This is a genomic window from Paenibacillus sp. GYB003, from assembly GCF_036577625.1.
Taxonomy (GTDB): domain Bacteria; phylum Bacillota; class Bacilli; order Paenibacillales; family NBRC-103111; genus Paenibacillus_AB.
This window is the reverse complement of the sequence record NZ_JARBDC010000072.1, coordinates 35,629-61,491: the sequence shown is the minus strand read 5'-3', so window position 1 is coordinate 61,491 and position 25,863 is coordinate 35,629. Positions and strand designations below refer to the sequence as shown.

Genomic DNA, 25,863 nt, shown 5'->3' with positions numbered 1-25,863 from the left:
TGAAACTTCTTCGTGCCGTCTGCGTATGAAATGGATGTGAACGAAACAACGCGTTGGTTAAACCAATTGGATGTTACAAGAAAGAACCGAATACGAGGAGGAACCGCACTATGGGAATTTTCAAAAGATTGCGCGACTTGACGATGGCTTCGATCAACGATCTGCTGGATAAAGCGGAAGATCCGGTCAAAATGCTGAACCAGTTTTTGCGCGACATGGAGGAAGACATCCTGGAGGCCGAAGCTGCCGTTGCGAAACAGATCGCCATCGAGAAAAAATTCAAGCAGCAAGCCGACGAAGCGGAGGATATGGTCAACCGCCGCGCCGAGCAAGCGATGAAGGCGCTCGAGCAGGGCAACGAAGAGCTGGCGCGCAAAGCGCTGCAGGACAAGAAAGAGCATCAAGCCCGCTTTGACGAGTTCAAACGCCAATACGACATCGCCAAAACGAACGCCGATCAGCTTCGCTCCCAATTGAGCGAAATGAAAGACGAATTCACCAAAATGAAAAACAAGAAAGACCTTCTCGTCGCCCGCGCCGAGTCCGCGAAAGCGCAAAAGCAAATCAACCAGACGATGAGCGGCTTCGGCAAAGACAACGCGGCCAAAGGGTTCGACCGGATGACCGAGAAAGTGCTGCAAATGGAAGCCGAAGCGGAAGCGAGCAAAGATATTCGCAGCTCGAACCGCAGCCTCGACGACGAGCTGGACGCGCTCGACAAAAACGGCAGCGGCGTCGAAGACGAGCTTGCGGCGATGAAAGCCCAGCTTGCGGCGAAAAAACAACAACTGTAATCGACGACCTGCGATTCAAAAAGAGACTCGGAATACACGTTAAGCGAAAATCGGCTGAAAGGCCGATTTCGCCGTGTTTCCCGTCTCTTTCAGCCATTTCCCGGAAAGGCGGCTGAACCTAGATGAACGAAGAGGTGGATGTTTTGCTGACGAACCCGTACTTGGAAACGCTCGCTTTTTTCTCGATCGCGGTACTCGCGCTGATCGTGTTTCTGGCCATTTTCGAATTCGTAACGCGGTATAACGATTGGGCCGAAATCAAGAAAGGGAACGTGTCCGTGGCGATGGCGACGGGCGGAAAAATTTTCGGCATTTGCAATATTTTCCGCTTTGCGATTTTAAACAACGATACGATTTTGCATTCGATCATTTGGGCGAGCTTCGGTTTCTTGCTGCTTCTCGTCGCTTACTTCATCTTCGAATTTTTGACGCCGGTGTTCAAAATCGATGCGGAAATCCAGAAAGACAACCGGGCCGTCGGGCTGCTGTCGATGATTTTGTCGGTATCGATTTCGTATGTCGTCGGAGCGAGCGTGACCTGACGATGAAATATTTGTGGGGAACGCTGCTGGCGGTCGCGCTTGCGTTTCTGGCCGTAGGCGTATATTATTTCGTTAAGTACGCCTGATGGGAGAAATGAAGCGATGAGCGACGACAACAATACGGCCGCGGTATGTCCGTGGTGTCAAACGGAAATCGTGTGGGACGAAGAAATCGGTCCCGAAGAAACGTGCCCGCACTGCTTCAACGAGCTGAACGACTACCGCAGCCTGCACGTCCGACTGGACGGGGACGACCTGGAGCTGACGGACGACGACGATGACGATATGACGGAGCTCGGCGGCTACGGGCTTTCGGTCAAAAAAAGACTCGAGCAGCAGGAGGACGCGTTGGAATGCTCCCGCTGCCAGGACGAAATGGTGCTCACCGGAACGGTAACGATCGAGGACGGCCAATTTTCGCCGTTTCCGGCGGGCGGAGCGGCTCCCGCTTTTTTGACGCCGCCGTTCAAGCTGAACCTGTTCGTCTGCCCGTCCTGCTTTCAGGCGACGCATACGTTGTCCGACGAAGATCGGGTACGGCTCGTAACCGAATGGTCCAAATCGGACGAAGATCTCGATAGCTGACGGAACACGACGGAAACCCGCTTTCTCGCGAAGGCGGGTTTTTCTGTTGAAGCTGTTTTCGCCGAATGGAGAAAAGCTCAGGCCCCGCTTTTATGGCGGGGGTTTTTCTTTTGCCGTATCGGTCAGGGCATTAGGCCGCTTCGGGTAGGAACCGCCGCTTTGGGGAACGTTATTAGAAGCCGTAAGGACTGCGAAGTCCGGGCGGGCACCATATTAACCATACGGGTGAGGCTCATGCAGCGGAAACAACATCGTTTCGGGGAAGCGGCGGTCCGCGACCGTTCATCGGGGCTGGCCGGAGCGTTCGCCGCAGCGAACAGGCGGGAAGGCGATTTCCGCGAACGTGAAGCCGGCAACAAGAAGCGTGCGAAATTCGATTCGCAGACGTGGCTTTTGCTTATCGTGAACGGGCTGTTCGCGGCGGCCAACGCGCTGTCCGGCACGTTCGTGAACGTGTATTTGTGGAAGGCGAAAAACGATTTCGCCTTGATCGGCTGGTTCGCCTTCGCCAATCAGCTGACGATGGGGCTTACGTTTTGGCTGGCGGGCAAATGGGTGAAGGAGCATAACAAAATGAACAGCCTGCGGCTCGGCATCGCCATAGCCGCCCTGTTTTATTCGCTCGTCCTGCTGCTGCGGCAGCAATCGGTCCATTATGTTTGGCTGCTCGGCAGCGTGCTCGGGCTGTCGTCCGGTTTTTTTTGGCTGGCGTTCAACGTCGTTTATTTCGAGGTGACGTCGCGGGACAATCGGGACCGGTTTAACGGCTGGGCCGGGCTGCTCGGCTCGGGTGCCGGCATGATCGCGCCGTGGATTTCCGGGTTTCTGATTACCCGGATGCCGGAAACGAGCGGATATCGGCTTATATTCGGCGTTTCGCTGGCGATTTTCGTCGTCGGCGTCGTCTTCAGCTTTTTTCTGAAAAAGCGCAAGGTGTCCGGCGAATACGAATGGACGCACGGGTATCGCGTTCTGACGCAGCCGGGCGGTCCGTGGAAGACGGTGTTCGGCGCGCTGACGGCGCAAGGCGTACGCGAAGGCGTATTCGGCTTCATGATCGGCCTTATGGTGTATATCGCGACGCGGAACGAAATGCGGATCGGCAACTTTTCGCTCATTACGTCGGCCGTGGCGCTGTTCAGCTTCTATGCGGTCGGAAAATGGCTCAAGCCGGCGTACCGCAAATGGGGCATGCTGATCGGCGTCGTCATGATGATCGCGGTCATTCTTCCGTTTTTTTGGCGCGTCAATTATACGACGCTGCTGCTGTTCGGGATCGGGACGGCGCTCTTTATCCCCCTGTATACGGTGCCGATGACGTCCTCGGTGTTCGACCTGATCGGACAGGATCGGGAAAGCGCGGAGCACCGGGTCGAATACGTCGTCCTGCGCGAGCTCGGCTTGAACGTCGGCCGCATGTTCGGCACGCTCGTCTTTATCGTCGTCGTCTCGTGGACGACCGCGCCGACGGCGATCAATTGGCTGCTGCTCGGCATCGGCAGCTCCCCCCTGCTCGCTTGGGCGCTTATGCGCGGGAAGCTGGTAACGGTCCAATCCGACAAATTCCGATAACGTTACCATGAATTTATGGTATAATGGACGTACATCAAGGCAGGGGGGGAACGTTACCGTATGGGCAGCAAAATGGTGCAAAGCGTCACGGAGCTGATCGGCGATACGCCGGCCGTCCGGATCAACCGGCTTGTCGGACCGGACGACGCCGAGGTTTACGTGAAGCTGGAATATTTCAATCCGAGCCGCAGCGTGAAAGACCGCGCGGCCTTTAATCTGATCGAGCAGGCCGAGAAGGACGGCAAGCTCGCGCCGGGCGCGACGATCATCGAGCCGACGAGCGGCAATACCGGCATCGGGCTGGCGATGAACGCCGCCGCGAAAGGGTACCGCGCCATACTCGTCATGCCGGACAATATGTCGAAGGAACGGATCAACATTTTGAAGGCGTACGGCGCCGAAGTGGTGCTGACGCCGGCGGCGGAGCGGATGCCCGGCGCGATCCGCAAGGCGATGGAGCTGCAGGAGCAAATTCCGGGCAGCTTCATCCCGCAGCAATTCGAAAATCCGGCCAACCCGGACATTCATCGCGTCACGACGGCGCTGGAAATCATCGAGCAGACGGACGGCAAGCTCGATGCGTTCGTCGCGTCCTCCGGCACGGGCGGAACGATTACCGGCACCGGCGAAGTGCTGCGCGAGCGCATTCCCGGCATCCGCATCTACGTCGTCGAGCCGAAAGGGTCCCCGGTGCTGTCCGGCGGGCAGCCCGGACCGCACAAGCTGGTCGGGACCAGCCCCGGCTTCATTCCGAAAATATTGAACACGTCCGTATACGACGAAATCGTCCAGGTCGCCGACGAAGACGCGATTCGTACGACGCAGCAGCTCGCCGCGCAGGAAGGCATTTTGGTCGGGCCGAGCGCGGGCGCGACCGTATGGACGGCGCTGCAGGCGGCGCGCCGGCTCGGCGCGGGCAAGCGGGTGCTCTGCATCGCTCCGGATACGGGCGAGCGCTATTTGAGCATGGGCATCTTCGGGTAAAGCTGCCGGTCGATGGGGGAATATCGCCACGACAATCAGCGTCATAACCGCTCATTTTGTCGAGTATGAGGTTAGCCGGTTTTTACCGGTTGACCTCTTTTCTCATTAAGGGGTTTGTACCCGTTTCTGCAGCTGCTCGAACAACCGTTCCGTCTGCTGTCGGTCTCGCTCGTTATAGAACACGTACGTGTCGGGCAGCTTGATCCGAATGTACGGCGGATTTTTGAATACATACAGCCGCGATTTGCCCAGTTCGTTCAGTTTGAAATGTCCGCGGGCGAACGTATGCGTCCCCTCTCCGTTCGTCTTGGTTCCGGAGGGAATGGTATACACAAAACGGCCAACCCCAACCACATATAAGACAACCGTCTTCGCCTGGCCTGATTGAGGCCGACATTCACGTCGCTGTTCATGCTGTACACGTTGGCCCTGGACTTGCGCGTTTGCAGCGCAACGGGGAATAGAACGATCGTGAGGACGAACGAGCCGGAAGCGGCGCCGAGAAACGGAGCCGATTCGCCCGCTCCCCACAGCAGGAGACCGATCGCCATCGCCAATGGAATCGCGAACAGCCATAGGGGAGCCGAGTGCCTGTTTTTTAAGTATGCCGCGCGCAGATCGCTCCGGATGACGCGTTTCTCGCCGACAAACCATTCCTTTTCGCGTTTCAAAGCAAGCGTCTCCCTAAACGCCCGGCGAAACGGGGAGAGGATCGCGAAAAAGGAGGCGGAAAACCAGAGGAAAAAGAAAACGACCTGATAGGCGGCATAGTTGTACAGCAGCAGAACCGGAACGAGACATACGGCCATCCACGCGCAAGCTTGCCTATGCCGCTTATTGAATTGGGCTTGGATGTCCCGGATATTCTCGTCGCCCGGCGCATATTCGGGCAAGGCGACGGCAAACAGCATGCCGTTCTTGTATCGAGCCTGCGACTTATAGACGGCGGCTAATATTGGAAAATGGACTGCGGCCGCGGCGAATAAAATGATCGTTAACAGGATCGGAATCGACTCCTTTCATGTCGGGCTAGGGATGCCGGTAAGCCATTTTTGCGAAGATTTGCGAACAGAGCGATTGAAACCGCGACTGATTCACGCCTTGGATCGCAGCCTGCGCGATCAGCAATTGGAGTTGTTCTTCCAACCGCGGGGAAAGATCGGGATTATCGGACGTTCGGGGACTTACTTTGGCCCCGTGCCGCCGATCGATGACGATATAGCCTTCCTGCTTCAACAGCATGTACGCTTTGTTGACCGTCATCGTGTTGATGCCCAAATCTTCGGCAAGCTGCCGGACGGTCGGAAGCTTCTCCTGGGGGGCCAATTCGCCTGTCGCAATGCCGATCACGATTTGGTTGCGCAGTTGCTCGTACAGAGGCGTTTCGCTGTCCACCTGCAAGGATAGGATCATGAGATTGCTTCACCTCGCGAATTCTATTTGTATTATTCATTATAATACAAATAATACTTAGATGGCGCAACCGCTCTTGGCGATCAGCGCCTTCGCGCCTGCTCGGTCTCGACTCCGACTGCGCATGCGAAAGAACCGTCCGGCAGCCGGACGGTCTTCCTTCGATTCCGTATGGGCGAACAAGCTCGAACTCGATAAGACGGACCCGTTATTCGGACGGAACGACGTTCAGCGCAACCCGCCCCGTCTGCCAGCCGCACTCCACCGCAACGAACGTTTCGCCGGGCGCGCGGGCGGTGACGGTACCGTCTTGATCGACTTCGGCGATATCGGGCCGCTCGCTCGTCCAAACCGCACGGAACGGGGCGCCGATCGGCATAACGATAGGCCGGTTCGATGCGGTCATGAAGGTGCCGGTCGCCCGCAGACGCCGTTTGGAGCCGACGCGCATCGTCACCGGGTCCTCCGCCCACGCGATGGATTGGAGCAGCGGAACGACATCCCACGTCACCGAACGGCCGTCCACCCGGACGTTCAAGTAATGGTAGAACCCGCCCTTCTCCGGGGCGATATGCGCCTGCTTGCCGCCTCCGCCGGATATGACATAATGCACCCCTTGCACGACCTTATGATGGTAAACGTGAAAATCGCCGGAAAACACCACGATGTTTCGGTCCGGATCGCGGCGTTTGCACGCTCCGAGCAAATCGTAAAACCGGTCCGCCTCCCGCTTGTCCTGAAAGCCGTGACCCGTATTAAAATCTTCGCCCGAGGCGCTGATTTGATCGGGAGGCACGTGCATCAGCACGAAAATATTCGGCTGCTCGGACGCCTCCAGCACCTGCTCCAGCCACGGCCATTGCGAAGCGTCCGAGCTCGTCAGATGGCCGGAGGCGGAGTCCAGCACGATGAAGCGGGTATTGCCGAACACGTACGTATAGGTCGGATCGCCGAAATGATGCTGGTAATGGAGGCGGGACCCGGTCCCGGACACCTCGTGATTGCCGATGGCGATCAGGACGGGGGCATGGAATCCGTTCATGCGCTGTTTCGCTTCGGCGTAATTCGCGGCCGTATCGTGCTCCACGATGTCGCCGGTATAGCCGATCAGCTCGGACGGCTCGCGCCGGATGCGGGCGATCTGCTCGGTCAGGAGAAGGTCGGCCGATGTCGGACGAACGCGGCTGTCCGCGGTGTAGTAGCCGCCGTCGCCGATGATCGTCATTTGAAAGCGGTCGGCCCGGCGCGGCTGCCCCGGCAGACGGCCGACGCGGAACGTCCAGCTGCATTCGCTCGGATTGCCGGCTTTGTCCGCCGCGCGAATCGTCACCTCGTGAACGGAATGGGCCTCGAGGCGTTCTTCGACCGTAAAATAAACGGTTTCGTCGTTATGCACGTAAAAACGGCGGGGCCGCCCGTCCATCGATACGCGAACTTGCGCGAAATCGACGCCCGACTGCTCGTCACGGATGATGGCCGCGATTCGCGGGCAATCGGTATTGACGGCGACATCCGGCAAAGGGCTGACGATGCGAATGTCGGGCGGAACCCGGTCGGGCCCCGTGTAGACGGCGAACGTCCAGCTCGCGTGAGGCACGGCGGGGTTGCCGGCTCTGTCGCTCGCTTCGATGACGACGGTATGCTCGCCGTCGGACAGCGGCCGCTCGGGAACGTAGGATATGCGCCCGCTCGAGGCGTCGTAGGCGAAGGGGACATCGACGCCGTCGACCGTCATGCGCACCGTCTTCCCGTCGACGCCCGATTCGTCGTCCCGCACGACGGCGCCGATTTCGGGAGCGGCCGCGTAAACCGTCTGCCTCGCCCGAGGGGTCATGCCGCCGAACTCGGGACCGCTCCAGTCTTCGCCCCGCTCGTCGTATTCGGCCTGCAGCCGGTCGAAATAACAAACGCCGCGGTTTTTGTTACCGTTATCCGTCTCGACGATGTACAGCTGCGCGAGCGATACCGGCAGCTTCATCCCTTCGGGAACGGCCGCTCGGACGTATTTCCAGCCATGCCACAGCAAGCCGCCTTTGGCCGTAAAGTCGATCGGCCTGGACTGGTTTTCCCCGTCGATCAGCAGTCCGCGCAGCCAATGTCCGCTGCCGTCGCCGTAAACCCAAACGCCGATTTTGCGCGGATAGCCGGCCAGCTTGCGATAAGCGCCGCCGGGCGTCTCATGGAACAGCAAATAGGCGGCCGACGTTCCGACCGCGCCGGTAAAGTCGTAGTCCAGCCGGAGCGACCGGGTGCCGTGCCGGACGTATTCGGGGCGGCATTCCGAATCGATGCTCGCATGATTCGCGTTGACGGAGCGGACGCCGACAAGCTCGGGGGTATCGAAGCTTTCGATAACGGCGGGGGGCTGGGATCGATCGTTTGCGAAGCGCATCATAAGTTCACTCCTGTAGCGGGTTTGGGCTCGAATTTGTAGTTGAAATTTTATTGCTTCAGATATTTAAGGTGTAGGAATATTTATTACAATAAGGTCTAAACGTACAATAGCACCGCCGGCCCGCCTTGTAAATAGTTTCCTGCGCTTGGGTCCGCATTGGAAAAAAGCGTTCATTTTTCGCTTGCATCCGCCGCCGAACTCGACTAGACTTATTCATATATGTGAAAATATTTTTTTGCAGAAGGGTTCTGGGGCTAGTGGAGAACAAGGTGCACAAAGTAAAGTCGGCCGACCGGGTGCTCGACATCCTGGAATTGTTCGCGGAGGAGCAGGAGGCGTACAGCATTACGGATATCGCGACGCGGCTCGATATGCCGGCCAGCAGCGCCTACATGCTCGTGCAAAATTTGCTTTCCCGCGGCTATTTGGAGTCGGACCGTTCCGGGAAGCTGTTCCACATCGGGTACAAAATTTTCGAAATCCGGACGCGCTACATGCGCAGCACGAGTCTCGTTTCGGAATTTTACCGGGTCGCGGACAAAATCGTCGACAACCTGAACGAAACGGTGTTTCTCGGCGTGCGCGGCGGCAACCAGCTGATCTATATCGCGGAGAAGCATATTCCGACCCCGCTGCGGTTTACGACGCAGTTTGCGAAAACGCTTCCTCTGTATGCCAGCGCTTCGGGCAAAATGCTGCTGTGCAACTGCACGGAAGAGGAAATTCGCGACATGTACCCGGCCGGCGAGCTGAAGCCGCTGACCGCGAATACGATTACGTCCGTCGACCGGCTGCTGCAGCAGGTGGAAACCGCGCGCAAGGAAGGGATCGCGTTCAATCTGGGCGAGACGGTGGGCGACGTTCACTGCATCGCCGGGCCGATCTACGACCCGGAAGGCCGCATCGTGGCGTCGATGAGCATATCGATTCCGACGGTGCGCATATCCGCGGACATTTGGAGCCGGGCGACGGATTGGATTCGCCAAGGCTGCCGCGAGCTGAGCTATCGCGTCTACTGTCAAAACTAAAGGGAAAGACCGGGTGGGACGAAAGTCCGGGCTGCGGTCTTTTTTTTGTATGAAAATTTATTACATAAGTAAAACGGGAAAGGCTGAATGCGGTGGGCGAACGGTCCGTTTTTCGCAATGTAACTCATATACAAAAAAGTTTTTCATCATCTTGAATTTTCTTCTTGAAAATGTCGGCCGCTCGGGTTACCATGGAGTCGTAAGACGGGGGAAGGTTCGTTCGAATCGTTCGTTCTCGAAGCTCGTTATCCTTGTTCCAGTCACAGCACTCGTTCGTGAACCGGATTCCCGGCTTTGCGCAGGGCAAACCCACTCTTTCCCAAACGAAAACGGAGGGTAGCACATGAAGCGGTTCAAGTCGTTTACGGTTTTGGCTTTATCCATGATGTTGGCAGTAGGGGCGATCGGCTGCAGCAAGAATGAAAGCGGTAACAATTCGGGCGAGTCGCCCGGGGGAACGTCAACCGACGTGTACGACAACGGGCTTCCGAAAAATCAGAAGGTGACGCTCAAATTCGGGTTTTGGGAAAACGGCTACGGCCGCGAATGGATCGACAAGGCGATCGAGTCGTTTACGAAAAAGTACCCGAACGTCAAATTCGACGTCACGTACTCGCCGAAAATCAACACCGTCATCAGCACGAAAATCGCGGCGGGCAACGACGACGACATGTTCGACATCATTTCCCCGTATTTTAACGGGGGGGACAACGAGAAAGTGACGCTTATCCAGGCGGGCAAGTTCGAGCCTCTGGACGACTTGTGGGAGCGCGACCTGCCGGACGCGCCGGGCAAAAAGCTGAAAGACATGCTGATCGACGGCGCCTACAAAAACCAGCGGCGTTACGACGGCAAAACGTACGAGCTGCCGATGGGCGGCTACGCGACCGGGCTGTTTTTCGACCGCGCGTTTTTCGAGAAAAACGGCTGGAACCAAAACCCGCAAACGTGGGACGAGTTCATCCGGCTGATGGAATCGATCAAGGCGAAAGGCGTCGTGCCGCTGACGTTCCCGGGCATTTACGCCACCTATCTCGATTACGGCTTCGCCCTGAAGCGGTTCGAGCTGGCGGAAATAAACGGCACGCTCGACAAGGCGCTGAGCGATTTCAAAAACCAGCGGCTGCCGAACTACATGGCGCCGGAAAACGTGGAGGCGTTCAAGCGGCTGTCCGAGCTCGGCAAAAAAGGCTACTTCCCGCAAGGGGTGTCCGCGCTCACCCACACGCAATCGCAAATGCAGCTGCTGCAGCATAAGGCGGCGCTCGTCTTCACCGGCGACTGGGTGCAGAACGAGATGAAGGATTCGGTTCCGGAAGGGTTCAAATGGGGCTTCATGGTCATCCCGTTCGGCACGAAGCCGGAGCAGACGAAATGGATCCAGAACGGAACCGGCTCGGGCGGCATGATGATCTGGAAAAACAAGCCCGACCTGAACAAGAAGTGGGCGAAGGAATTCAACCTGTGGCTGTTTACGAACGACGTGCAGGCGTTCAACAACAAAAACGCCGGCATTCTCCCGATCCGCAAAGACTTCGCCGACGATCCGAAGCGGCTCGAGCAAATGCAGGACGCGCCCCGCTCCGTGCTCGAATATACGAAGAAAAACAAGACGCGCTTCGAAACGCTGCAGCGGGACGTCGTGCTCGATCCGCATCCGGCGCACGCCCAGGCGTCGAAAATTTACAAGGAGCAGCTGCCGGACGTGGCGCTCGGCAACAAAGATCCGGTCGCGTTTCTCGAAGAGCTGGAGAAGCTGTTCAAGGAAGGGCTCGACGCCCAGAAAAAGTAAGGCGCGTTCGTTCGCAAGGACGTCGGGCCGGCGGCCGCCTTAAAGGGAAGCCGATGAGGCTTCCCCCGGGCGCCGCGACAGTACGACAAAGGAGGGAGCCGCTTGACCGATTCCGTCGCAACGGTGAGCGAAACGGCCCGGACGAAAAAAAGCTGGAACCAGAAGGCGAAGCTGCAAAAACGGCTGTTCGTGCTCGTCGCCGTAGGACCGTGCCTCGCCGGGTATATGTTATTTACGCTGTACCCGAACCTGCTGTCGGTATACTACGCGTTTCTGAGCTGGGACGGCATATCCGAGAAAAAGTTCGTCGGCTTCGAAAACTTCGTTTACATGATCAAGGACCGTTTCGTCTGGAGGGCGCTGACGCACAATTTGCTGCTCATGCTGACGGTGCCCGCCTTGACCGTATTTCTGTCTTTATGTCTTGCTTATTTGCTCATTTACAAGCGATATCGCGAGGCGTCCTTTTACAAAGTGCTGTTTTTTTTCCCGAACGTGCTGGCCACGGTCGTCGTGACGCTGCTCTGGGCGTTCATCTATGACGGCAGCTACGGGATGCTGAACGGCCTGCTTCGGCTGATCGGCATCGACATCGGCGAATATTATTGGCTCGGGGAAAAAAGCACCGCGCTTTGGGCGCTGCTGCCGCCGATGATTTGGGGCGGCGTCGGCTTCTACGTCGTCATCTTCATGAACGCGATGCGCTCGATTCCGGATTCGCTGTACGAATCGGCCGTCATGGAAGGGGCCGGCCACTGGACGCGGCTGTTCCGCATCACGATTCCGCTCATCAGTCCGGTCATCTACGTCAGCGTGCTGTTCCTCGTTCTCGGCGTGCTGAAAGGGTTCGAGATGGTGCTCATCTTGACGAACGGCGGCCCGGCGGGCTCGACCGACGTCATCGGGCTTTACATGTTCAACCTGGCGTTCGGAGCGGACAGCCACAACTACGGCTACGCATCGGCGATCGGCATGCTGCTGTTCGTCATCCTGATCGTCGCCAAGCTCGTCATCGACAAGTATACGAAAAAGGACGGCTACGAATTTTGACGGATTAGCCTTTGAAATCGAGTTGTAGCACGACCGCGAAAGGGAGGGGACCGGCCATCGAGAACAAACGGACTTGGCTCGATCCGCTGCTTCGGCTTATTTTGCTGCTTTGGGGCATTACGATATTGCTGCCGATCGTTTGGATGCTGTATCAATCCTTGAAAACGAATCGGGAGTTTTTCCAGGATATTTGGGCATGGCCGGACGCGCTGCAGTGGAAAAATTACGCGAAGGCGTGGAAATCGTACGAGCTCGGGCGCGCGGTGCTCAATACGCTTTATTATGTCGGCGGCGGGCTCGTCCTCGGCGTTTTTCTGACGACGCTGAACGCTTACGCGCTCACCCGGGTCGCGTTCAAAGGGCGCCGGTTCGTCTGGGGACTCATTATGCTGTCGCTGTTTTTGCCGGGCATCAACGCGCTGATCCCGCAGTACGTCCTGATGCGCGAGCTGCACCTGACGAACAGCCTGACCGGCCTGATCATCCTGAACAGCTTCGGGGAAAGCGTCTTCTACTTGATGCTGCTCGGCGGGTTTATGCGTTCGCTGCCGAAGGAGCTGGAGGAGAGCGCCTTCATCGACGGGGCTTCGCTGTTTCAGACGTTTTGGCGCATTATCGTGCCGCTGTCGTCGCCCGGCATCGTCACCGTCGCCATTTTCAAATTTTTGAACCTGTACAACGATTTCCTCGGACCTTTCATCTACTTGACCGATAGCAAAAAATATACGATCGGCGTCAACATGTTCCACGCGAATCAGAAGATGCAATACAGCGCCGATTGGGTTACGCTGTTTGCGGGGGTTACGATCGCGATGATCCCGTCGCTGATCATCTATATCGTCTTCCAGCGCAGAATCGCGGAGGGTGCGACGCTCGGAGCGGTGAAAGGGTAAACACGGGGAACGGAAACGGACGAGGAGAAGAGGAGTGAGAGCATGCTTCAAGGCAAGACGATTTGGATTACCGGGGCGCTCGGGCAGCTGGGGCGTTCCGCGGTTCCGCTGTTTTTGCGGCAGGGAGCCGTCGTCGTCGGCAGCGACATCGCGCCGCTGGAGCAAGTTCCGGCCATGCAGGCCGTGGCGGAGCAGTACGGCGAAGAGCGGTTTCGGTTTATCCGGGCCGACGCTTCGAGCGAGGAAGAGGTGAAAGCCGTCGTCGGCGAAATCGACCGCGCGTTCGGCCGTCTGGACGGAGCGTTTTTCAACGCGTACCGGAACGTATGGAAGCCGCTGCTCGAGCTGTCGCTGGAGGAATGGGAAGCTACGCTGACCGGAACGCTGACGAGCGCGTTTCTGTGCTGCAAATACGCGGTGCCGCTCATGATCCGCACCGGAGGCGGCTCGATCGTCAACACGTCGTCCGTTCTCGGCCATATTCCGAAGAAAGGCTGTCTCGGCTACGGGGCGGGAAAGGCCGGGGTCAATCAGCTGACGCGGGTGATCGCGCGGGATTACGCCGAATTCGGCATCCGCGCCAACGCGCTCGTGCCCGGCGATTTCAAAGCGCCGGAGAAGCTGGCGGCGCTGCCGGCTTCCACGGTCGAGATGATCCGCCGGGAAACGTTTATGGGGCGCAGCGGCAGCGCGGACGAGGTGAGCCAGGTCGCGGCGTTTTTGCTGTCGGACGCCTCCTCCTACGTCACCGGCTCGCTTTATACGGTAGACGGGGGGTATCACGCATGAGGTCGATCTGGATGCAGGAACGGACGCGGGAGGAGATCGGCGAATTCGCCGCCGCCGGCGGAGCGATCGTCGTCGCCCTGGCGGCGACCGAGCAGCACGGCCCGCATTTGCCCGTAAACACGGACACGCGGATCGCCGGGCATATTGCCGAGGAAGCGGTGCGCGCCGCCTCCGCGAGCGTGCCGGTGCTGCTCGCGCCGGTGCTGCCGATCGGCTGCTCGGAGCACCATTTGTCGTTCGGCGGCACGATTTCGCTCGCGCCGATGACGTATTTCGCGGTGCTGCGCGACATCGGGGAAAGCCTCGTCAAGGACGGCTTCCGCAAAATCATTTTCGTCAACGGCCACGGCGGCAACGAGCCGATGATGCAGCAGGCTGCGAACGACCTGGCGGTGCGCCATCCGATCTGGACGGCGGCGGCCTCGTATTGGTCGCTTGCGCGAGACAGCCTGCAGCGGATCGGGGCGAGCGAGGTCGGGCCGGTGCCCGGCCACGCGGGCGGCTTCGAGACGTCGGCGGTCATGGCGCTCAGCCCCGGGCTCGTCCGCTCGGACCGGATCGGCGATTCGCATCCGGAGCGGGACTGGATTTTCGCCGGCCCTCCGGGCGCGTTCGTCGGGCGGCACGGCGAGCTGACCGGGTGCGACGGCTATACCGACGCGCCGGTGCGGGCTTCGGCCGACAAAGGCCGGCTGTATTTGGATGCGATCGCCGAGGCGGTGTCCGGATGGCTCGTCCGTACGGTGCAGGCGATGGAGCGAGGGGAGGGACGGCTGTGAACGGAGCGAACGCGAATCGGGCGGCGCATGGCGAACGGGGGCGGGCTTTCGGGAGCGGGAAACGGGTGGCGGTCATCGTGACCGAGTATCGGTTCAATTCCCACGCGGACGTTATTTTGGGGCGGCTGCTCGGCGATTTCGACTATACGCCGCAGGTGGAGGTCGTCTCGATCTACACCGATCAGGTGCCCGGCAACGACATGAGCCGGGATATGGCCGCCCGGCGAGGCGTGCCGATTTATCCGACGATCGCGGAAGCGGTAAAGGCGCCCTCCGTTCCGGCGCCGATCGACGGCGTCGTTATAATCGGCGAGCACGGCGATTACCCGGTGAACGAGAAAGGGCAGAAAATGTACCCGCGCTGCCGGCTGCTCCGGGAAACGCTGGAGGCGCTGGACGAGCTCGGCGTAACGGTGCCGATTTTTTCCGACAAGCATTTGTCGTACGACCTCGGGGAAGCGAAATGGATGTACGACCAGCTGAAGCTGCGGCGCATTCCGTTTATGGGCGGTTCCTCGATTCCGCATACGGATCCGGTGCCGGCGTACGATCCGGCGCTGCTTGAGACGGCGAACGAGTGGCTCGTCGTCAGTTTCTCGACTTCGATCGAAGCGTACGGCTATCACGGGCTCGAGGTGCTGCAATCGCTCGCCGAGCGGAGACACGGCGGGGAGACGGGCGTTCGCGCCGTATGGGCGCTCGAAGGCGACGACGTCTGGCGGGCGATGGACCGCGGCGAATGGCCGGAGTCGCTCATGCTCGACGCGTTGACCGTTTATCCGGACATTCGTCCCGGCCATCCGCGCGAGCTTGGGCAGCATCCGGTGCTGTTCGCCGCCGAATACGCCGACGGCAGCCGGGGGTACGTCATTCAATTCAAAGACCTCGTCGACCAATGGGGCTACGCGTTCCGTTCCGAAGGCGGCGGCGTGACGGTCGCGCGCTGCGACAGCGAGAAGCAGCGTCCGTTCGGCCACTTCGAGCGGCTGACGCGCATGATCGAATCGTTCGTCATCAGCGGCCGCCCGCCGTTTCCGATGGAGCGCGTTCTGATGAGCACCGGGCTGATCGGCTACGGCATGGAATCGCTGCATGCGAAAAAGCCGGTCGAGGCGCCGCTGCTGCAAATCGAATACGGGCGAGGGGTGGATGGATCATTTCGATCATGAGCAGAGGAGAACGCAACGCGAATCAGCCCCCGCCGGAGCAAGTGCTGGAGCAGCCGCCGTTTTCGACGGCGGTGCGCAGCGGCTCGTCCGTCTATTTGTCGGGCCAGGGGGGCATCGATCTCGAGACGAAACGCATCGCCGGCGAAGATTTCGCGACGCAGATGGAGACGACGATGCGCAACATCGAGGCGGGGCTGGCGAAGGCGGGCCTTACGCTCGCCGACGTCGTGCGGGCGACGGTGTATTTGTCCGACCGCGGCTTGTACGCGCCCTTCAACGAGATGTACCGGCGCTATTTTCAGCCGCCGTATCCGGCGCGCACGGTCGTCTATTGCGACCTGAATTACGGTCTGCTCGTCGAGATCGACGTCGTGGCGACCGCGGACGAGGCGAAGACGTACTATTGAGCGCGGACGGAACGCGGGAAAGATCGCGTAAGGACGCGGAGGGACGCGGAGACGCGGAGAGACGCGGAAAGACGCGGGAAGAATGCGGAAAGCATGCGGAAGAATGCGGAAGTTACGCGAAAAACCGGCCGAGGACGAAGCGTCCTTGCCGGTTTTTTGGCGTTGGGCCGTCGGCGGGGCGAGGCGCGTTCGCCCGCGAATAAGGGCCGGTCCGACGCGATTGAAGGCCGGGCGCCGGATCATCGGCCGGGAATGGCTGACGTTTGGGACCGCTATTTGGAGCGATGCGGCGCGGATTGCGAGTTAGCGGACGTTTGGGACTTCTATTTTTTCGGACGAGTCGGAAACGAAGCGTTTTGGTTTGATTTGGTCGAATTAGCGGTCCCAAAAGACGCTTAACGCTCGGTACGACCATTTCGAGCTCCGTTGGAACACTCCGCAAGAGCCCCTGCACGAGCTATACATGATCATTCAGCAAGAACACCTAGCACGAACTGCGCCTGAAAGTCCGCCCGCATGGCCGCTCGGTACGAACACTTCGCTTGAGCGCCCCGCACAACGCCCCGCACTTACGTTAGCGATACCCGGTCACATCGGCCGGTTTTCCGGCGTCCTGCACCTCGACGATATAGCTCCAGCAATCCGGCTGCGAGCCGTCCAAATCGCGGAAGCCGTATGCCCGCGCAAGCTGGCCGCTCGAAAGCGACTGACCCGTCCATCGGGAAACGTTCGGGTCGGCGGCAAGCGCCGCTACGGCCCGGCCGACGTAGCGCGGCGTTTCCGAGATGGCGAAATGGGGCTCCTTCCTTATGGCGTCGCGCCAGTTGTCCTCCGTAACGCCGAAATGCTCCAGCATGATTTCGGAACGCATCCAGCCGGGCGTCAACGCCACGGCCGTGCACCCGTACGGCGACAGCTCGTGAGCCAAGGAGCGGGCCATCCGGATGACCGACGATTTGGCCAAATCGTAAAACAGCGACAGCCGGTAATTCGACCGGTTGTATTCCTCCGTGCCGTCGGTAATCTCGACGGCCAGCCCGCCGCCGCCGCGGATCAGCAAAGGGAGCGCGAAATGGCTCGTCACGATATGCGTATCGACCGCCAGCCGAAGCATGCGCAGCCCTTTCTCGAGGGAGTGCTCCCAGACGGGCACGTTCCACTCCGCCATGTTTTCGGCGCCCCATATGTCGTTGACGAGGACGTCCAATCGTCCTTGCTCGCGTTCGATGCGCGAGACGAGCGCCCCAACCTGGTTCGGATCGAGATGATCCGTTTGCACCGCGATGCCGGTGCCGCCCGCGCGATCGACGAGCTCGGCCGTCTCTTCGATCGTCTCGGGACGGTTGTATTCGGAGCTTTGCGCCCGCGTCGTACGGCCGGTAACATAAACGGCAGCTCCGGCCGCCCCCAATTCGATCGCGATTCCTCTTCCGGCGCCGCGCGTCGCGCCCGCCACGAGAGCCACTTTTCCTTCCAACGGTTTCATCGGACGATTCCTCCTTATCGATCGGTACAACCATTGTACAAGAAAAATAAGACATCTTATGTCTTATTCCATATGATGAACGGCACCGGCGTCTGACCATACTCCGAAACTTTTTCCGAGCCGCACGGTATGATAGGAGGATGGGACAAGTCCATTCGCCCGGACGGCCGCTGCCCGATGCCGAGCCCGTAATATGGCGCGGCCTGGCCGACTGCTTCGTGCCGCACCGAACGATCGAGGCGATTCCGCACGAGGACGTGATCGCCCATTTCGTCCGCTGCCTGCGGGACGGCAAGCAGCCCGTGCAATCCGCCCGGCAGCAGCTGCACGTTCACGAAATCATGTTCGGCGCGTACCGCTCGGCGGAATCGGGCAAACGGTACGGGCTGACGACGACGTTTACGCCTTGGGAGAAGCTGAACCCGGCCGTTTTCGATACTCGCGGCGACTATATTTGACACGAAGGCTTGTCCGCTCCCGGCATTGCGTCCGCAGCGAAAACGAAGGCGACCGATTTTCTCGGCTTTAGTTTTGCGCTTTATTCATTACCTCGCAAAAAAGCCGTTTCGTTCGGGTACTTCGACGATGGGAAGTCCCGTGTTCCGTTCGGCATGCTCGATGACCTTCCAGTCGGGATGGAGCGGCAAAAAAAGCCGGAATTTATGCCCGGGCGGTTATCGTGTATAGTAAATTCATACGGACAGACTGTCTGTCGACAACCGCATCTTACGGAGGGAATGCATTGGAGTACAACCTGGACAGCCTCATTCGATATTGGAGAACCGTTTTCGAATCGGAGAACCCGATTCGGTTTTTGCATCAAAATGAAAGATGGAGCGAAGTGCCGAAGAACATATTCAACCGTTTCGATCTAACCTATTACCCGGAGCCCTTCTACGGCTATCTGGACCGGGACTGCTCCGAGGACGCGCTGCTGTTGTTGATCAACCCCGGCGAAGTGCCCGACAGCGATTTGGTTAGCCGTTATCCGTCGCCGGGCGGCGATAAGGAGGCGAGCAAGGCGTTGTGGAATGCGGACGTCAGGCAGCGCTATTTGGGATGGACCCCCGAGCAATTCCGTGCCAAAGAGCCGATCGGATGGAGGGAGACGCGCAGGAAGCAGGCGCAAACGATTGTCGGCGAACGCGTGCCGTTCCTTCATACGATCGAATTTTTTCCGTTCCATTCCAAAAATTGGACGGTTCATTTGAACGAGCAGCGAAGCTGGATTTACAATCTGGAGTCGACCCGGCATTCGCTAGGAGCGATCCGGCATATGGCGAAAACGAAAAAGGTCAAATTCATATTCGGCATCGGCAATACGTGGAAGCATATTATTGAAGCGGGGAACGATATTTTCGAATTCGACGACGTCGCCGAAATCGAAATATGGAGGCCGGGAAAAACGAAGCCTTCGTTCGAAATCGCGATGTATCGCAAAAACGACGGGTCTTTGCCGATCGTGATCACGCGTTTGGGCGGGAACCATATGTATTTGCCGACCGATCCTACGGCTATAATGGCAATTCGCTCGCTCTACCGAAACGGGGAAATCCCGCCCGAGCACAATGGAAGCACGATCCGGGCCAATCGTCGAAAGCTCGGGTAGAGGAGGCTTTCATGCGTTGAAAACGAAACGATCGATTTCCGGTTTGGCCGCTTCCGCAGCCTGTATCGTGTTGTGTGCCGTTTTCTTGTTCCGGAATCCGTATTCGCGGGAACCGGCGGGCGCCGATACGGTTACGATTATGTGGATGGCGTTGATGTTTCCGGCGCTATTGGGCATCGTCGGTTCGTACTGGAGAAGGCGAAGCTTGATGGTAATCGTTTTCGTATGGTCGCTGCCGTACGGTCTGTATTTAGGCTTTGCGTCGATACCAAGCATATGGAACCTTTTTGGCCTAGTCCTGGTTTTGTACCTCGTATCCGCCACACGGATGGGAAGCGGAACGAAGCCGGAGCGGAGAACGACTGCAAAATAAGCGCATAACCGCCCCGGCCTGATCCGGCCGGGACGGCGGCGGCGCGAAAGGCCCGCCGTTTTTTTACGAACGGCCCCGGCCCCTTCTCCGCACCATAACCCACGCGATAATCGCTCCCGCGACCAATCCCGCGACGCCGATTCCGAGCGCCGCGCCGGCGTAGCCGCCCCGGGCGGAATGCTCCGCGCCGGACGGTCCGTACCCGGTCCCGAGCACCGCCAGCTCTTCAAAAGCGGCGGACAGCAGCTTCGTCCGATCGCAAAGACCGGTTTTAAGCCCTTCCACGCCCCAGTAGGCGAATACGATATAGTCCCGGTTGGCGGCAAAACCGTCATACCCGCAGCTGACCGAGCCGGAAGCCGTGTATACGTCCGTCCGGACCGGAAGCTCCCCTTTCCATACTTGCTTCACCTCGAACGATACTCGGACCGGGTCGGCGGAAGAGCGGAATATGCCTTGGTTCGTATTTGTAATGCTTTTCACTTTCCCGGCGAACACGACCGTTTTCCGGTTGAATTCCTCCTGTACCGAAACGGGACCCACGCAGGAGCAGGCCGATACGGATACCGGCTTGAACGCAAGCGAAGCGCCGATGGCGACCAGCAAGCTTAGCAGCATAACCGTCGATTTGATACGCAAAGTAACGTCACCTCGGATCCTAGACGCGGGAATCCCCCAAAATGTTCCAGACGGCGAACGTTTTCGTTTACACATGCTCCCGCAGCCAAGCCAGAACCCGTTTCGCCGCGTCCGCTTGGTTGGCGACCGTCCAATTGCAAGGCGTGTGTCCTTCGCCCTTGTAGACGACGCACCGGACGCGCTTGCCGAGCCGTTCCAGCCCGACGAGCATCCCTCCCGGCATGTAGATCGGGTCTTCGGAGCCGCCGATCAGCAACAGAGGCGTCGATACGCGGTCCAAGTAAAATATAGGGGAGTTTTTGACGTAATTTTCGGCTTGCTCCCACGGAGGGCCGCCCTGCTTCAGCTGCCCCGTCTCCAGCAGCTGGCAGCCGTACCCGTCGATTTCCCCGTTTTCTTCATGAAACAACGCGTAGGCGGATAACAAATCGCTTTTGCCGGCGGAAGAGACGGCCGCCCGAAACGAATCCGTTTGCGTCACGACGCAATTGACGGAGTAGCCGCCGAAGCTGTGGCCCATAACCGCTTTGCGGTTCATGTCCACGGCCGGATTGCCGACGTCTATCGGCGCCGGTATCCGCATGTCGGACCCAGACGCTGCAGCCGTTGTAAAAATAGCTCGTACCTTCGGGATGCGAGGCGTCGATCTCGTTCGGGTCTTTCACGACATAGGCCGCGTATGCGCCGTCCGGCGATGGGGCGACCCGGTGCTGCTTGCGCAGCCGGCGGACGGTTATGTACGGTTCGATACGTTTCAACCCATTTGCATCTCCCTTCGTTAAAGAGGGGGCATGATGAAAGATTCGCCGGCGGACAACTCGAATCCTCCCAAATAATTCCTAATTATGCAGCCTAATCATGCGATTAAGACCCGCTTTGGGTGATCCATTGCGTAAAAAAGCTTCCTCAGTCAAATGGATCCGCAAATTGATGAATAACGGAAAAGCGGCCGGACTGCTTTTTTGTTACATTATCCTCGATGAAGCTTGCCATTTTTTACGACGGAAGGGGAGGACTTAATTTGACGAACGGACGGGAGCATTCGAACGAAGCAAGACCGGAGCAGCACCCGATGACGGAGCGGCCGCTCAGCCGCAGAAAGCTGCTGGCATCGCTCGGGATGATAGGGGCGGGGGCGTATATGACGGCGGTAGGCGCCCGCGGGGCGAACGCCGCTTCGGTAGCCGAAACGGTCTACTCGCCTTCGGGCGGCGCGCCGTTTCCGCATCAGCGGCAGCCGGGCTCCTGGATCGATATTACGCAGCCGCCGTACAATGCGAAGCCGGGCGGAAGCTTCGACAATTCCGCCGTTTTCCAGAAAGCGGTGGACGACGCCTCGAACGACGGCGGCAAAATTTACGTGCCGGCCGGAGACTATTTGCTGCAATCCGGATTTACAATCAATAAGGAACGCCTGACCCTCGAAGGAACCGGAAGGCTGCTGCTCGGCCGGCATATTTCGCTCGTTGCCGGCGGCTTTCGCTGCAGCGGGCTGCGCTTCAAGGCGGTCGACGCAACGAGCCAAATCCGCTGCATTCAGGCGGAAAGCGCGCTGATCGGAGCGAGCATCGAGCGGATTACGATCGAAAACTGCGAGTTCGAGGATTTCTTTTACGCAACCAATTTCCGCGGTACGGAACAATATCCGATCAAGGATATCGTGGTGACCGGCTGCCGGTCGACAGCGCCCGCCATGACGAACGCCGGACATTTTCAAAACATTTGCACCTTCAATACGTACTACGGCGGAAACGCTTGCTACAACGGACAAAACGCGACGAGCTACAATTTTTTCGGCGGCAACGGCAAAATCAAAATCGTCGGCAACTACGATTCCAACAACTCGTACGGCTCCTGCGAAATCGAAAATTCCCCGGGGGCCGAGGTCGTCATTTCGTCCAACAACTTCGACAAGCAGCTGTGGATCGACGACAGCTCGACGGTCATTATCGAAGGGAACATCGTCAAGGAGCGCATTTTCGTCACCGTGCAGGACAACGACTGCAAAAACGTCATCATATCGGGCAATATTGCGGACCGCATATATGTCGACAAGTTCAGCACGTATCGCGCGGGGAAAGTGAAACATTTGGAAATTTGCCATAACGAGCTGACCGGGCCGGGAGGATGGGGCATTTTTATTCGCGGAACGTACGCGGAAACGTGCCGGATCGTCGATAACCGGATCGCTTCCGGCTTTACGAGCGGCTCGATCGGCATCGTGCGCGGCCCCGAGCTCGATCTGGACATTTCCGGAAACGACGTGAACGGGCTTATTCTGTTCAGCGGCTCCGGCGGATCGATCCGGGTATACGCGAATCGCAATTACACGTTATCCGGCAAAAACGACGCCCCCGTCCTGGAGCGGCTGTTCCAGTCGTCCGGCGCTTCGCTGAACGCAGCCGACGTGAAATTCGTACAATCGCAAACGATTCGCATGGCCGCGGGCGCCCCGGGAACGGCTGTCTTCGCGATCGACCCCGTAGCTGCCGGATCGGGCAAAGTCGTCAAGCTGACGTATACGGCATGCGTTCAGCAGGCGGCGCTCGTATTCGATGCGGCCGAGCAAAGCATCATTATCGCGGGCGGCGGAGGAGCGGCGTCCGTTACCGCCGGAGGGCTGAGCAAAGTATCCGGCAATGCCGCATCCGCGTTCGGCACCGCCTTTCGGCTGAACGCCGAAATGACGGAGCTTCGCGTCGTTGTCACGAATCAAGGCGCGGGGCCGATGACGGTCGGCATTTCCTGCATGGAGCATGCGGCGGTCAAGGCTTAGGTTGCGAGGCGGCTAAATTTGCCGCAGGGGCGGACGGCGTCGCTTCCGCCCCTTTTTTCGCGGCGGGCGGCCGGAGCGGACGAATGCGAATTTTTGTGAAAACGATGGATGCGCTTGCAAGATTGATGTATACTGGCGGTAAGAAATGCGTTCGTTCCGGCGGACGACGTCTTGTTGCGGCAAATTTACTTAATCAATAAACAAATGAGTCGGGAGAGTGAAGGCGATGGAATTCGGCGTATGCGCCCCTATCGAACAGGCGCCTGTCGTGCATGCGGCGGGCTACGATTTTATCGAGTGCACGGTCGTCTCGCTGCAGGCGGAGCGAAGCGATGCGGAAGTGCGCGACAGGCTGGCGCAATTTACGGAAAGCCCGGTACCGGTCGCGGCGTTCAACGTCATGCTGCCGGGGGATTTGAAAATCGTCGGCGAGCGCGTCGACGAGGCCCGGGTGCGACGGTATTTGGAGAAAGCGCTCGAGCGGGTGAAGCGGGCCGGCGGAGCGACCGTCGTGTTCGGCAGCGGCAAGGCGCGAGCGGTGCCGGACGGCTTTGCGCGGGAGAAGGCCGAGGAGCAGATCGTCCGCTTCCTGGAATGGACCGCCGACGTCGCCGACCCGCTGGGCGTGACGATCGCGATCGAGCCGCTGAACATGGCGGAATGCAACATCATTACCACCGTTCCCGAGGCGGTCCGGTTCGCCCGGCACGTGAACCGCCGATCGATACGCGTATTGGCCGACTTTTACCATATGCGCAAAGACGGCGAACCGTACTCACATGTGATCGAGCACCGGGAGCTGCTGCATCACGTTCATGTCGCGGACACGCGCCGGTTCGTTCCCGCCGAAGGCGACGAAGCGTTCGACGCTTTTGCAGAGTGCGTCCGGCGGGCGAACTACGACGGGCGCCTGTCCGTCGAATGCTCGTGGAACCGGTTCGAAGAAGAAGCGGCGGCCGGGCTGAACTATTTGAAGCGAATTTTTCCGGCCTAATTCGGCAGCGTCCTCGACTCCCCTGACAGACCGTTGTCAGGGGAGCCGTTTTATGATACGGGCAGAAAGCAAGGATGGCGTAAATAATCGAGGAGGCGGTAAAGATGACGCATTATGCAATCGAGATGTACGATTTTCACGAATGGGCGAACCGTACGATGTTCGGCCGGCTGAAGGAGCTCCCGCGGGACGTTTACGTCCGGCATATCCGGAGCGTGTTTCCGTCGGTCGCGAAGACGATGGCTCATATTTACATCGCGGATCATGGCTGGCTGGATACGATGGCCGGCACGAGCATGAGCGAGGCGCTTGAGATCGCGAGAGAGCTGCAGGAGCAAATCGAGGCGAAAAGCCTGGAGGAGCTGGAAGAGGCGTACGCCGAGCTCGCGGGACGATACAGGTCGTTTTTGGACGGGCAGCCCGATTTGGATCGGACGATTACGCTCGACAATCCGTACGCCGGGTTGCGCGAAACCCGCCTGTCGGAAATGGTGCTGCAGGTCGTCAACCACGACACGTATCACCGCGGAAACGTAACGGCGATGCTGCGTCAAATGGGCCACGCCTCCACGATGACCGAATATGCGCTGTACTGGTACGCGAAACGTTAAGTCAGGAGCCGTTATCGAACAGCTCGCCGATCATTTTCTCCTTGTTGTTCAAAAACTGCTTCATGATGATGTAATGGTCGGTTTGCTCCAGCGTCTTCGTCTCGATGCCGTCCGGCGTCAAATGATAGAGGAACGAGTCCGGGTACGCCATCACGATCGGCGAATGCGTCGAAATGATAAATTGCGAGCCGGCCCCGACGAGCTCGTGAATGCGCGCGAGCATCGCCATTTGGCGCAGCGGGGACAAGGCGGCTTCGGGCTCGTCCAGCACGTACAGCCCCTGTCCGCCGAAACGGTGGACGAACGTCGCGAAGAACGATTCGCCGTGCGACTGCTCGTGCAGCGACTTGCCCCCGTACGACTGCTTGATGGGCGGGCTGTACGAAAACTCGCTGTCCAGCTCGTCGATATGGCTCGCCAAGTTGTAATAGCTTTCCGCCCGAAAGAAAAAGCCGTCCCGCGGCTTTTGCGCCCCTCGCACGAGCCGGATGCATTCGTGCAGCCGCGAATGCGTCGCCCGCGTCGAGAACGCGAAGTTTTTCGTGCCGCCCTCCGGATTGAAGCCCCAGGCGACGGCGATCGCTTCCATCAAGGTCGATTTGCCCGTGCCGTTTTCCCCGACGATGTACGTGACGTGCGGGTGAAATTCCAGCCGTTCCAGGCTGCGGATCGCCCCGAGATTAAACGGGTACTCCCGATAGGTCGGGACGTCCGACTTCGCCAGCTCGACGGCTCTCAAATATGGATCGCGCATCATCATCGTCTTCCCCCCGTCGCGTCGCGGATGTCCGTGTACTGTTATTATAGCGATGCGGGAGCGGCTTGGCGAACGGAACGGGGCAAATGGCAAGAAGCGGGCGCCCGGGTAGGGCGTGCGGTGTAAAAGGACCCCCGTGCGATTGTCCGGAGGGCGATGGTTGCGGCAAAAAAGGACCGAATGCAAACGGGGCCCATGCCGCTCTCCGCATAGGCCCCGCTTTATCGGTTTTAATGCTCCCTCAAGTTGTTCAACGGCACTTCCTGCTCGTTTTCCGGCTCGTCGAGCGGATAAATGCGCGCCGTCTCGTTGCTTTCGTCGACATGCTGAATATAGACCGGCACCCCGTTGCATGTCACATGGGCCATGACGGGCGATGCGGCAATTTCCATGGCGCGTTGTTTGTTCATGTCCGTATCCTCCATG

26 protein-coding genes are annotated in these 25,863 nt (G+C 58.9%); 18 read left to right on the top strand and 8 right to left on the bottom strand.

Annotated features, from left to right (window positions below):
* The first annotated feature begins 110 nt into the window (after nucleotides 1–110).
* The 5 genes from PV407_RS23775 to cysK all read left to right on the top strand — a co-directional run bounded on the left by PV407_RS23775 (nucleotide 111) and on the right by cysK (nucleotide 4,477).
* Nucleotides 111–794 (top strand): PspA/IM30 family protein, encoded by a 684-nt coding sequence (locus PV407_RS23775; protein WP_332092497.1) that lies wholly within the window; start codon nucleotides 111–113, stop codon nucleotides 792–794.
* A gap of 122 nt (nucleotides 795–916) precedes the next feature.
* Nucleotides 917–1,336, top strand: coding sequence for a DUF350 domain-containing protein (locus PV407_RS23770; protein ID WP_332092496.1), 420 nt, complete (start codon nucleotides 917–919; stop codon nucleotides 1,334–1,336).
* Nucleotides 1,337–1,438: 102 nt separating this feature from the next.
* Nucleotides 1,439–1,921, top strand: a complete 483-nt coding sequence (locus PV407_RS23765; protein WP_332092495.1) for a hypothetical protein — start codon at nucleotides 1,439–1,441, stop codon at nucleotides 1,919–1,921.
* Between the two features lie 234 nt (nucleotides 1,922–2,155).
* Complete coding sequence (locus PV407_RS23760; RefSeq protein ID WP_332092494.1) at nucleotides 2,156–3,493, top strand: MFS transporter; 1,338 nt, start codon at nucleotides 2,156–2,158, stop codon at nucleotides 3,491–3,493.
* 60 nt (nucleotides 3,494–3,553) lie between these two features.
* Entirely contained in the window at nucleotides 3,554–4,477 is a 924-nt protein-coding gene (gene cysK / locus PV407_RS23755; protein WP_332092493.1) for a cysteine synthase A, read from the top strand.
* A gap of 105 nt (nucleotides 4,478–4,582) precedes the next feature.
* On the opposite strand, the gene PV407_RS23750 is transcribed toward cysK, so the two are convergent.
* From PV407_RS23750 to PV407_RS23740, 3 genes are all read right to left on the bottom strand, one after another.
* Nucleotides 4,583–4,810, bottom strand: a complete 228-nt coding sequence (locus PV407_RS23750) for a hypothetical protein (protein WP_332092492.1) — start codon at nucleotides 4,808–4,810, stop codon at nucleotides 4,583–4,585.
* A gap of 696 nt (nucleotides 4,811–5,506) precedes the next feature.
* A complete protein-coding gene (locus PV407_RS23745) occupies nucleotides 5,507–5,890 on the bottom strand; it encodes a GntR family transcriptional regulator (RefSeq protein WP_332092491.1) in 384 nt (127 codons plus the stop codon).
* Nucleotides 5,891–6,098: 208 nt separating this feature from the next.
* Nucleotides 6,099–8,285 (bottom strand): metallophosphoesterase, encoded by a 2,187-nt coding sequence (locus PV407_RS23740; protein WP_332092490.1) that lies wholly within the window; start codon nucleotides 8,283–8,285, stop codon nucleotides 6,099–6,101.
* A gap of 269 nt (nucleotides 8,286–8,554) precedes the next feature.
* Between PV407_RS23740 and PV407_RS23735 the strand changes: the two genes are divergently transcribed.
* The 8 genes from PV407_RS23735 to PV407_RS23700 all read left to right on the top strand — a co-directional run bounded on the left by PV407_RS23735 (nucleotide 8,555) and on the right by PV407_RS23700 (nucleotide 16,192).
* Nucleotides 8,555–9,313 (top strand): IclR family transcriptional regulator, encoded by a 759-nt coding sequence (locus tag PV407_RS23735; protein WP_332092489.1) that lies wholly within the window; start codon nucleotides 8,555–8,557, stop codon nucleotides 9,311–9,313.
* A 343-nt stretch (nucleotides 9,314–9,656) separates the two neighbouring features.
* Complete coding sequence (locus tag PV407_RS23730; RefSeq protein ID WP_332092488.1) at nucleotides 9,657–11,105, top strand: ABC transporter substrate-binding protein; 1,449 nt, start codon at nucleotides 9,657–9,659, stop codon at nucleotides 11,103–11,105.
* A gap of 102 nt (nucleotides 11,106–11,207) precedes the next feature.
* Nucleotides 11,208–12,155, top strand: a complete 948-nt coding sequence (locus tag PV407_RS23725; protein ID WP_332092487.1) for a carbohydrate ABC transporter permease — start codon at nucleotides 11,208–11,210, stop codon at nucleotides 12,153–12,155.
* A gap of 11 nt (nucleotides 12,156–12,166) precedes the next feature.
* Complete coding sequence (locus PV407_RS23720; RefSeq protein ID WP_332092486.1) at nucleotides 12,167–13,048, top strand: carbohydrate ABC transporter permease; 882 nt, start codon at nucleotides 12,167–12,169, stop codon at nucleotides 13,046–13,048.
* Between the two features lie 42 nt (nucleotides 13,049–13,090).
* Entirely contained in the window at nucleotides 13,091–13,837 is a 747-nt protein-coding gene (locus tag PV407_RS23715; RefSeq protein ID WP_332092485.1) for an SDR family NAD(P)-dependent oxidoreductase, read from the top strand.
* The gene (locus tag PV407_RS23710; protein ID WP_332092484.1) at nucleotides 13,834–14,616 is read left to right on the top strand and encodes a creatininase family protein; all 783 of its coding nucleotides are present in this window, start codon (nucleotides 13,834–13,836) and stop codon (nucleotides 14,614–14,616) included. The genes PV407_RS23715 and PV407_RS23710 overlap by 4 nt, the downstream gene beginning before the upstream one ends.
* The gene (locus PV407_RS23705; RefSeq protein ID WP_332092483.1) at nucleotides 14,613–15,785 is read left to right on the top strand and encodes a hypothetical protein; all 1,173 of its coding nucleotides are present in this window, start codon (nucleotides 14,613–14,615) and stop codon (nucleotides 15,783–15,785) included. The genes PV407_RS23710 and PV407_RS23705 overlap by 4 nt, the downstream gene beginning before the upstream one ends.
* Nucleotides 15,782–16,192, top strand: coding sequence for a RidA family protein (locus tag PV407_RS23700; RefSeq protein ID WP_332092482.1), 411 nt, complete (start codon nucleotides 15,782–15,784; stop codon nucleotides 16,190–16,192). Before PV407_RS23705 ends, PV407_RS23700 begins: the two co-directional genes overlap by 4 nt.
* Nucleotides 16,193–16,766: 574 nt before the next feature.
* Here the strand turns inward: PV407_RS23700 and PV407_RS23695 are convergent.
* Nucleotides 16,767–17,678, bottom strand: coding sequence for an SDR family oxidoreductase (locus PV407_RS23695; protein ID WP_332092481.1), 912 nt, complete (start codon nucleotides 17,676–17,678; stop codon nucleotides 16,767–16,769).
* Nucleotides 17,679–17,818: 140 nt separating this feature from the next.
* Between PV407_RS23695 and PV407_RS23690 the strand changes: the two genes are divergently transcribed.
* Both PV407_RS23690 and PV407_RS23685 read left to right on the top strand, forming a co-directional pair.
* Nucleotides 17,819–18,136 (top strand): hypothetical protein, encoded by a 318-nt coding sequence (locus PV407_RS23690; protein ID WP_332092480.1) that lies wholly within the window; start codon nucleotides 17,819–17,821, stop codon nucleotides 18,134–18,136.
* 284 nt (nucleotides 18,137–18,420) lie between these two features.
* On the top strand, nucleotides 18,421–19,287 hold the full coding sequence (locus PV407_RS23685) for a hypothetical protein (protein ID WP_332092479.1): 867 nt from the start codon (nucleotides 18,421–18,423) through the stop codon (nucleotides 19,285–19,287).
* A 436-nt stretch (nucleotides 19,288–19,723) separates the two neighbouring features.
* Here PV407_RS23685 and PV407_RS23680 read toward each other — a convergent pair whose 3' ends face one another.
* Together PV407_RS23680 and PV407_RS23675 are read right to left on the bottom strand one after the other, a co-directional pair.
* Nucleotides 19,724–20,299, bottom strand: a complete 576-nt coding sequence (locus tag PV407_RS23680) for a hypothetical protein (protein ID WP_332092478.1) — start codon at nucleotides 20,297–20,299, stop codon at nucleotides 19,724–19,726.
* 67 nt (nucleotides 20,300–20,366) lie between these two features.
* Nucleotides 20,367–20,882: an alpha/beta hydrolase family protein gene (locus PV407_RS23675; RefSeq protein WP_332092477.1), complete on the bottom strand. Its 516-nt coding sequence runs from the start codon at nucleotides 20,880–20,882 to the stop codon at nucleotides 20,367–20,369.
* Between the two features lie 438 nt (nucleotides 20,883–21,320).
* On the opposite strand from PV407_RS23675, the gene PV407_RS23670 reads away from it, so the two are divergent.
* From PV407_RS23670 to PV407_RS23660, 3 genes are all read left to right on the top strand, one after another.
* Nucleotides 21,321–23,075 (top strand): glycosyl hydrolase family 28-related protein, encoded by a 1,755-nt coding sequence (locus PV407_RS23670; RefSeq protein WP_332092476.1) that lies wholly within the window; start codon nucleotides 21,321–21,323, stop codon nucleotides 23,073–23,075.
* 226 nt (nucleotides 23,076–23,301) lie between these two features.
* Nucleotides 23,302–24,069 carry a sugar phosphate isomerase/epimerase family protein gene (locus PV407_RS23665; RefSeq protein WP_332092475.1) on the top strand — a complete coding sequence of 256 codons (768 nt, stop codon included), beginning with the start codon at nucleotides 23,302–23,304 and terminating at the stop codon, nucleotides 24,067–24,069.
* 104 nt (nucleotides 24,070–24,173) lie between these two features.
* Nucleotides 24,174–24,680, top strand: a complete 507-nt coding sequence (locus PV407_RS23660) for a DinB family protein (protein WP_332092474.1) — start codon at nucleotides 24,174–24,176, stop codon at nucleotides 24,678–24,680.
* A 1-nt stretch (nucleotide 24,681) separates the two neighbouring features.
* Here PV407_RS23660 and PV407_RS23655 read toward each other — a convergent pair whose 3' ends face one another.
* Both PV407_RS23655 and PV407_RS23650 read right to left on the bottom strand, forming a co-directional pair.
* Nucleotides 24,682–25,434 carry an AAA family ATPase gene (locus PV407_RS23655; protein WP_332092513.1) on the bottom strand — a complete coding sequence of 251 codons (753 nt, stop codon included), beginning with the start codon at nucleotides 25,432–25,434 and terminating at the stop codon, nucleotides 24,682–24,684.
* A 233-nt stretch (nucleotides 25,435–25,667) separates the two neighbouring features.
* Nucleotides 25,668–25,847, bottom strand: a complete 180-nt coding sequence (locus tag PV407_RS23650; protein WP_332092473.1) for a small acid-soluble spore protein H — start codon at nucleotides 25,845–25,847, stop codon at nucleotides 25,668–25,670.
* Nucleotides 25,848–25,863 lie beyond the last annotated feature (16 nt).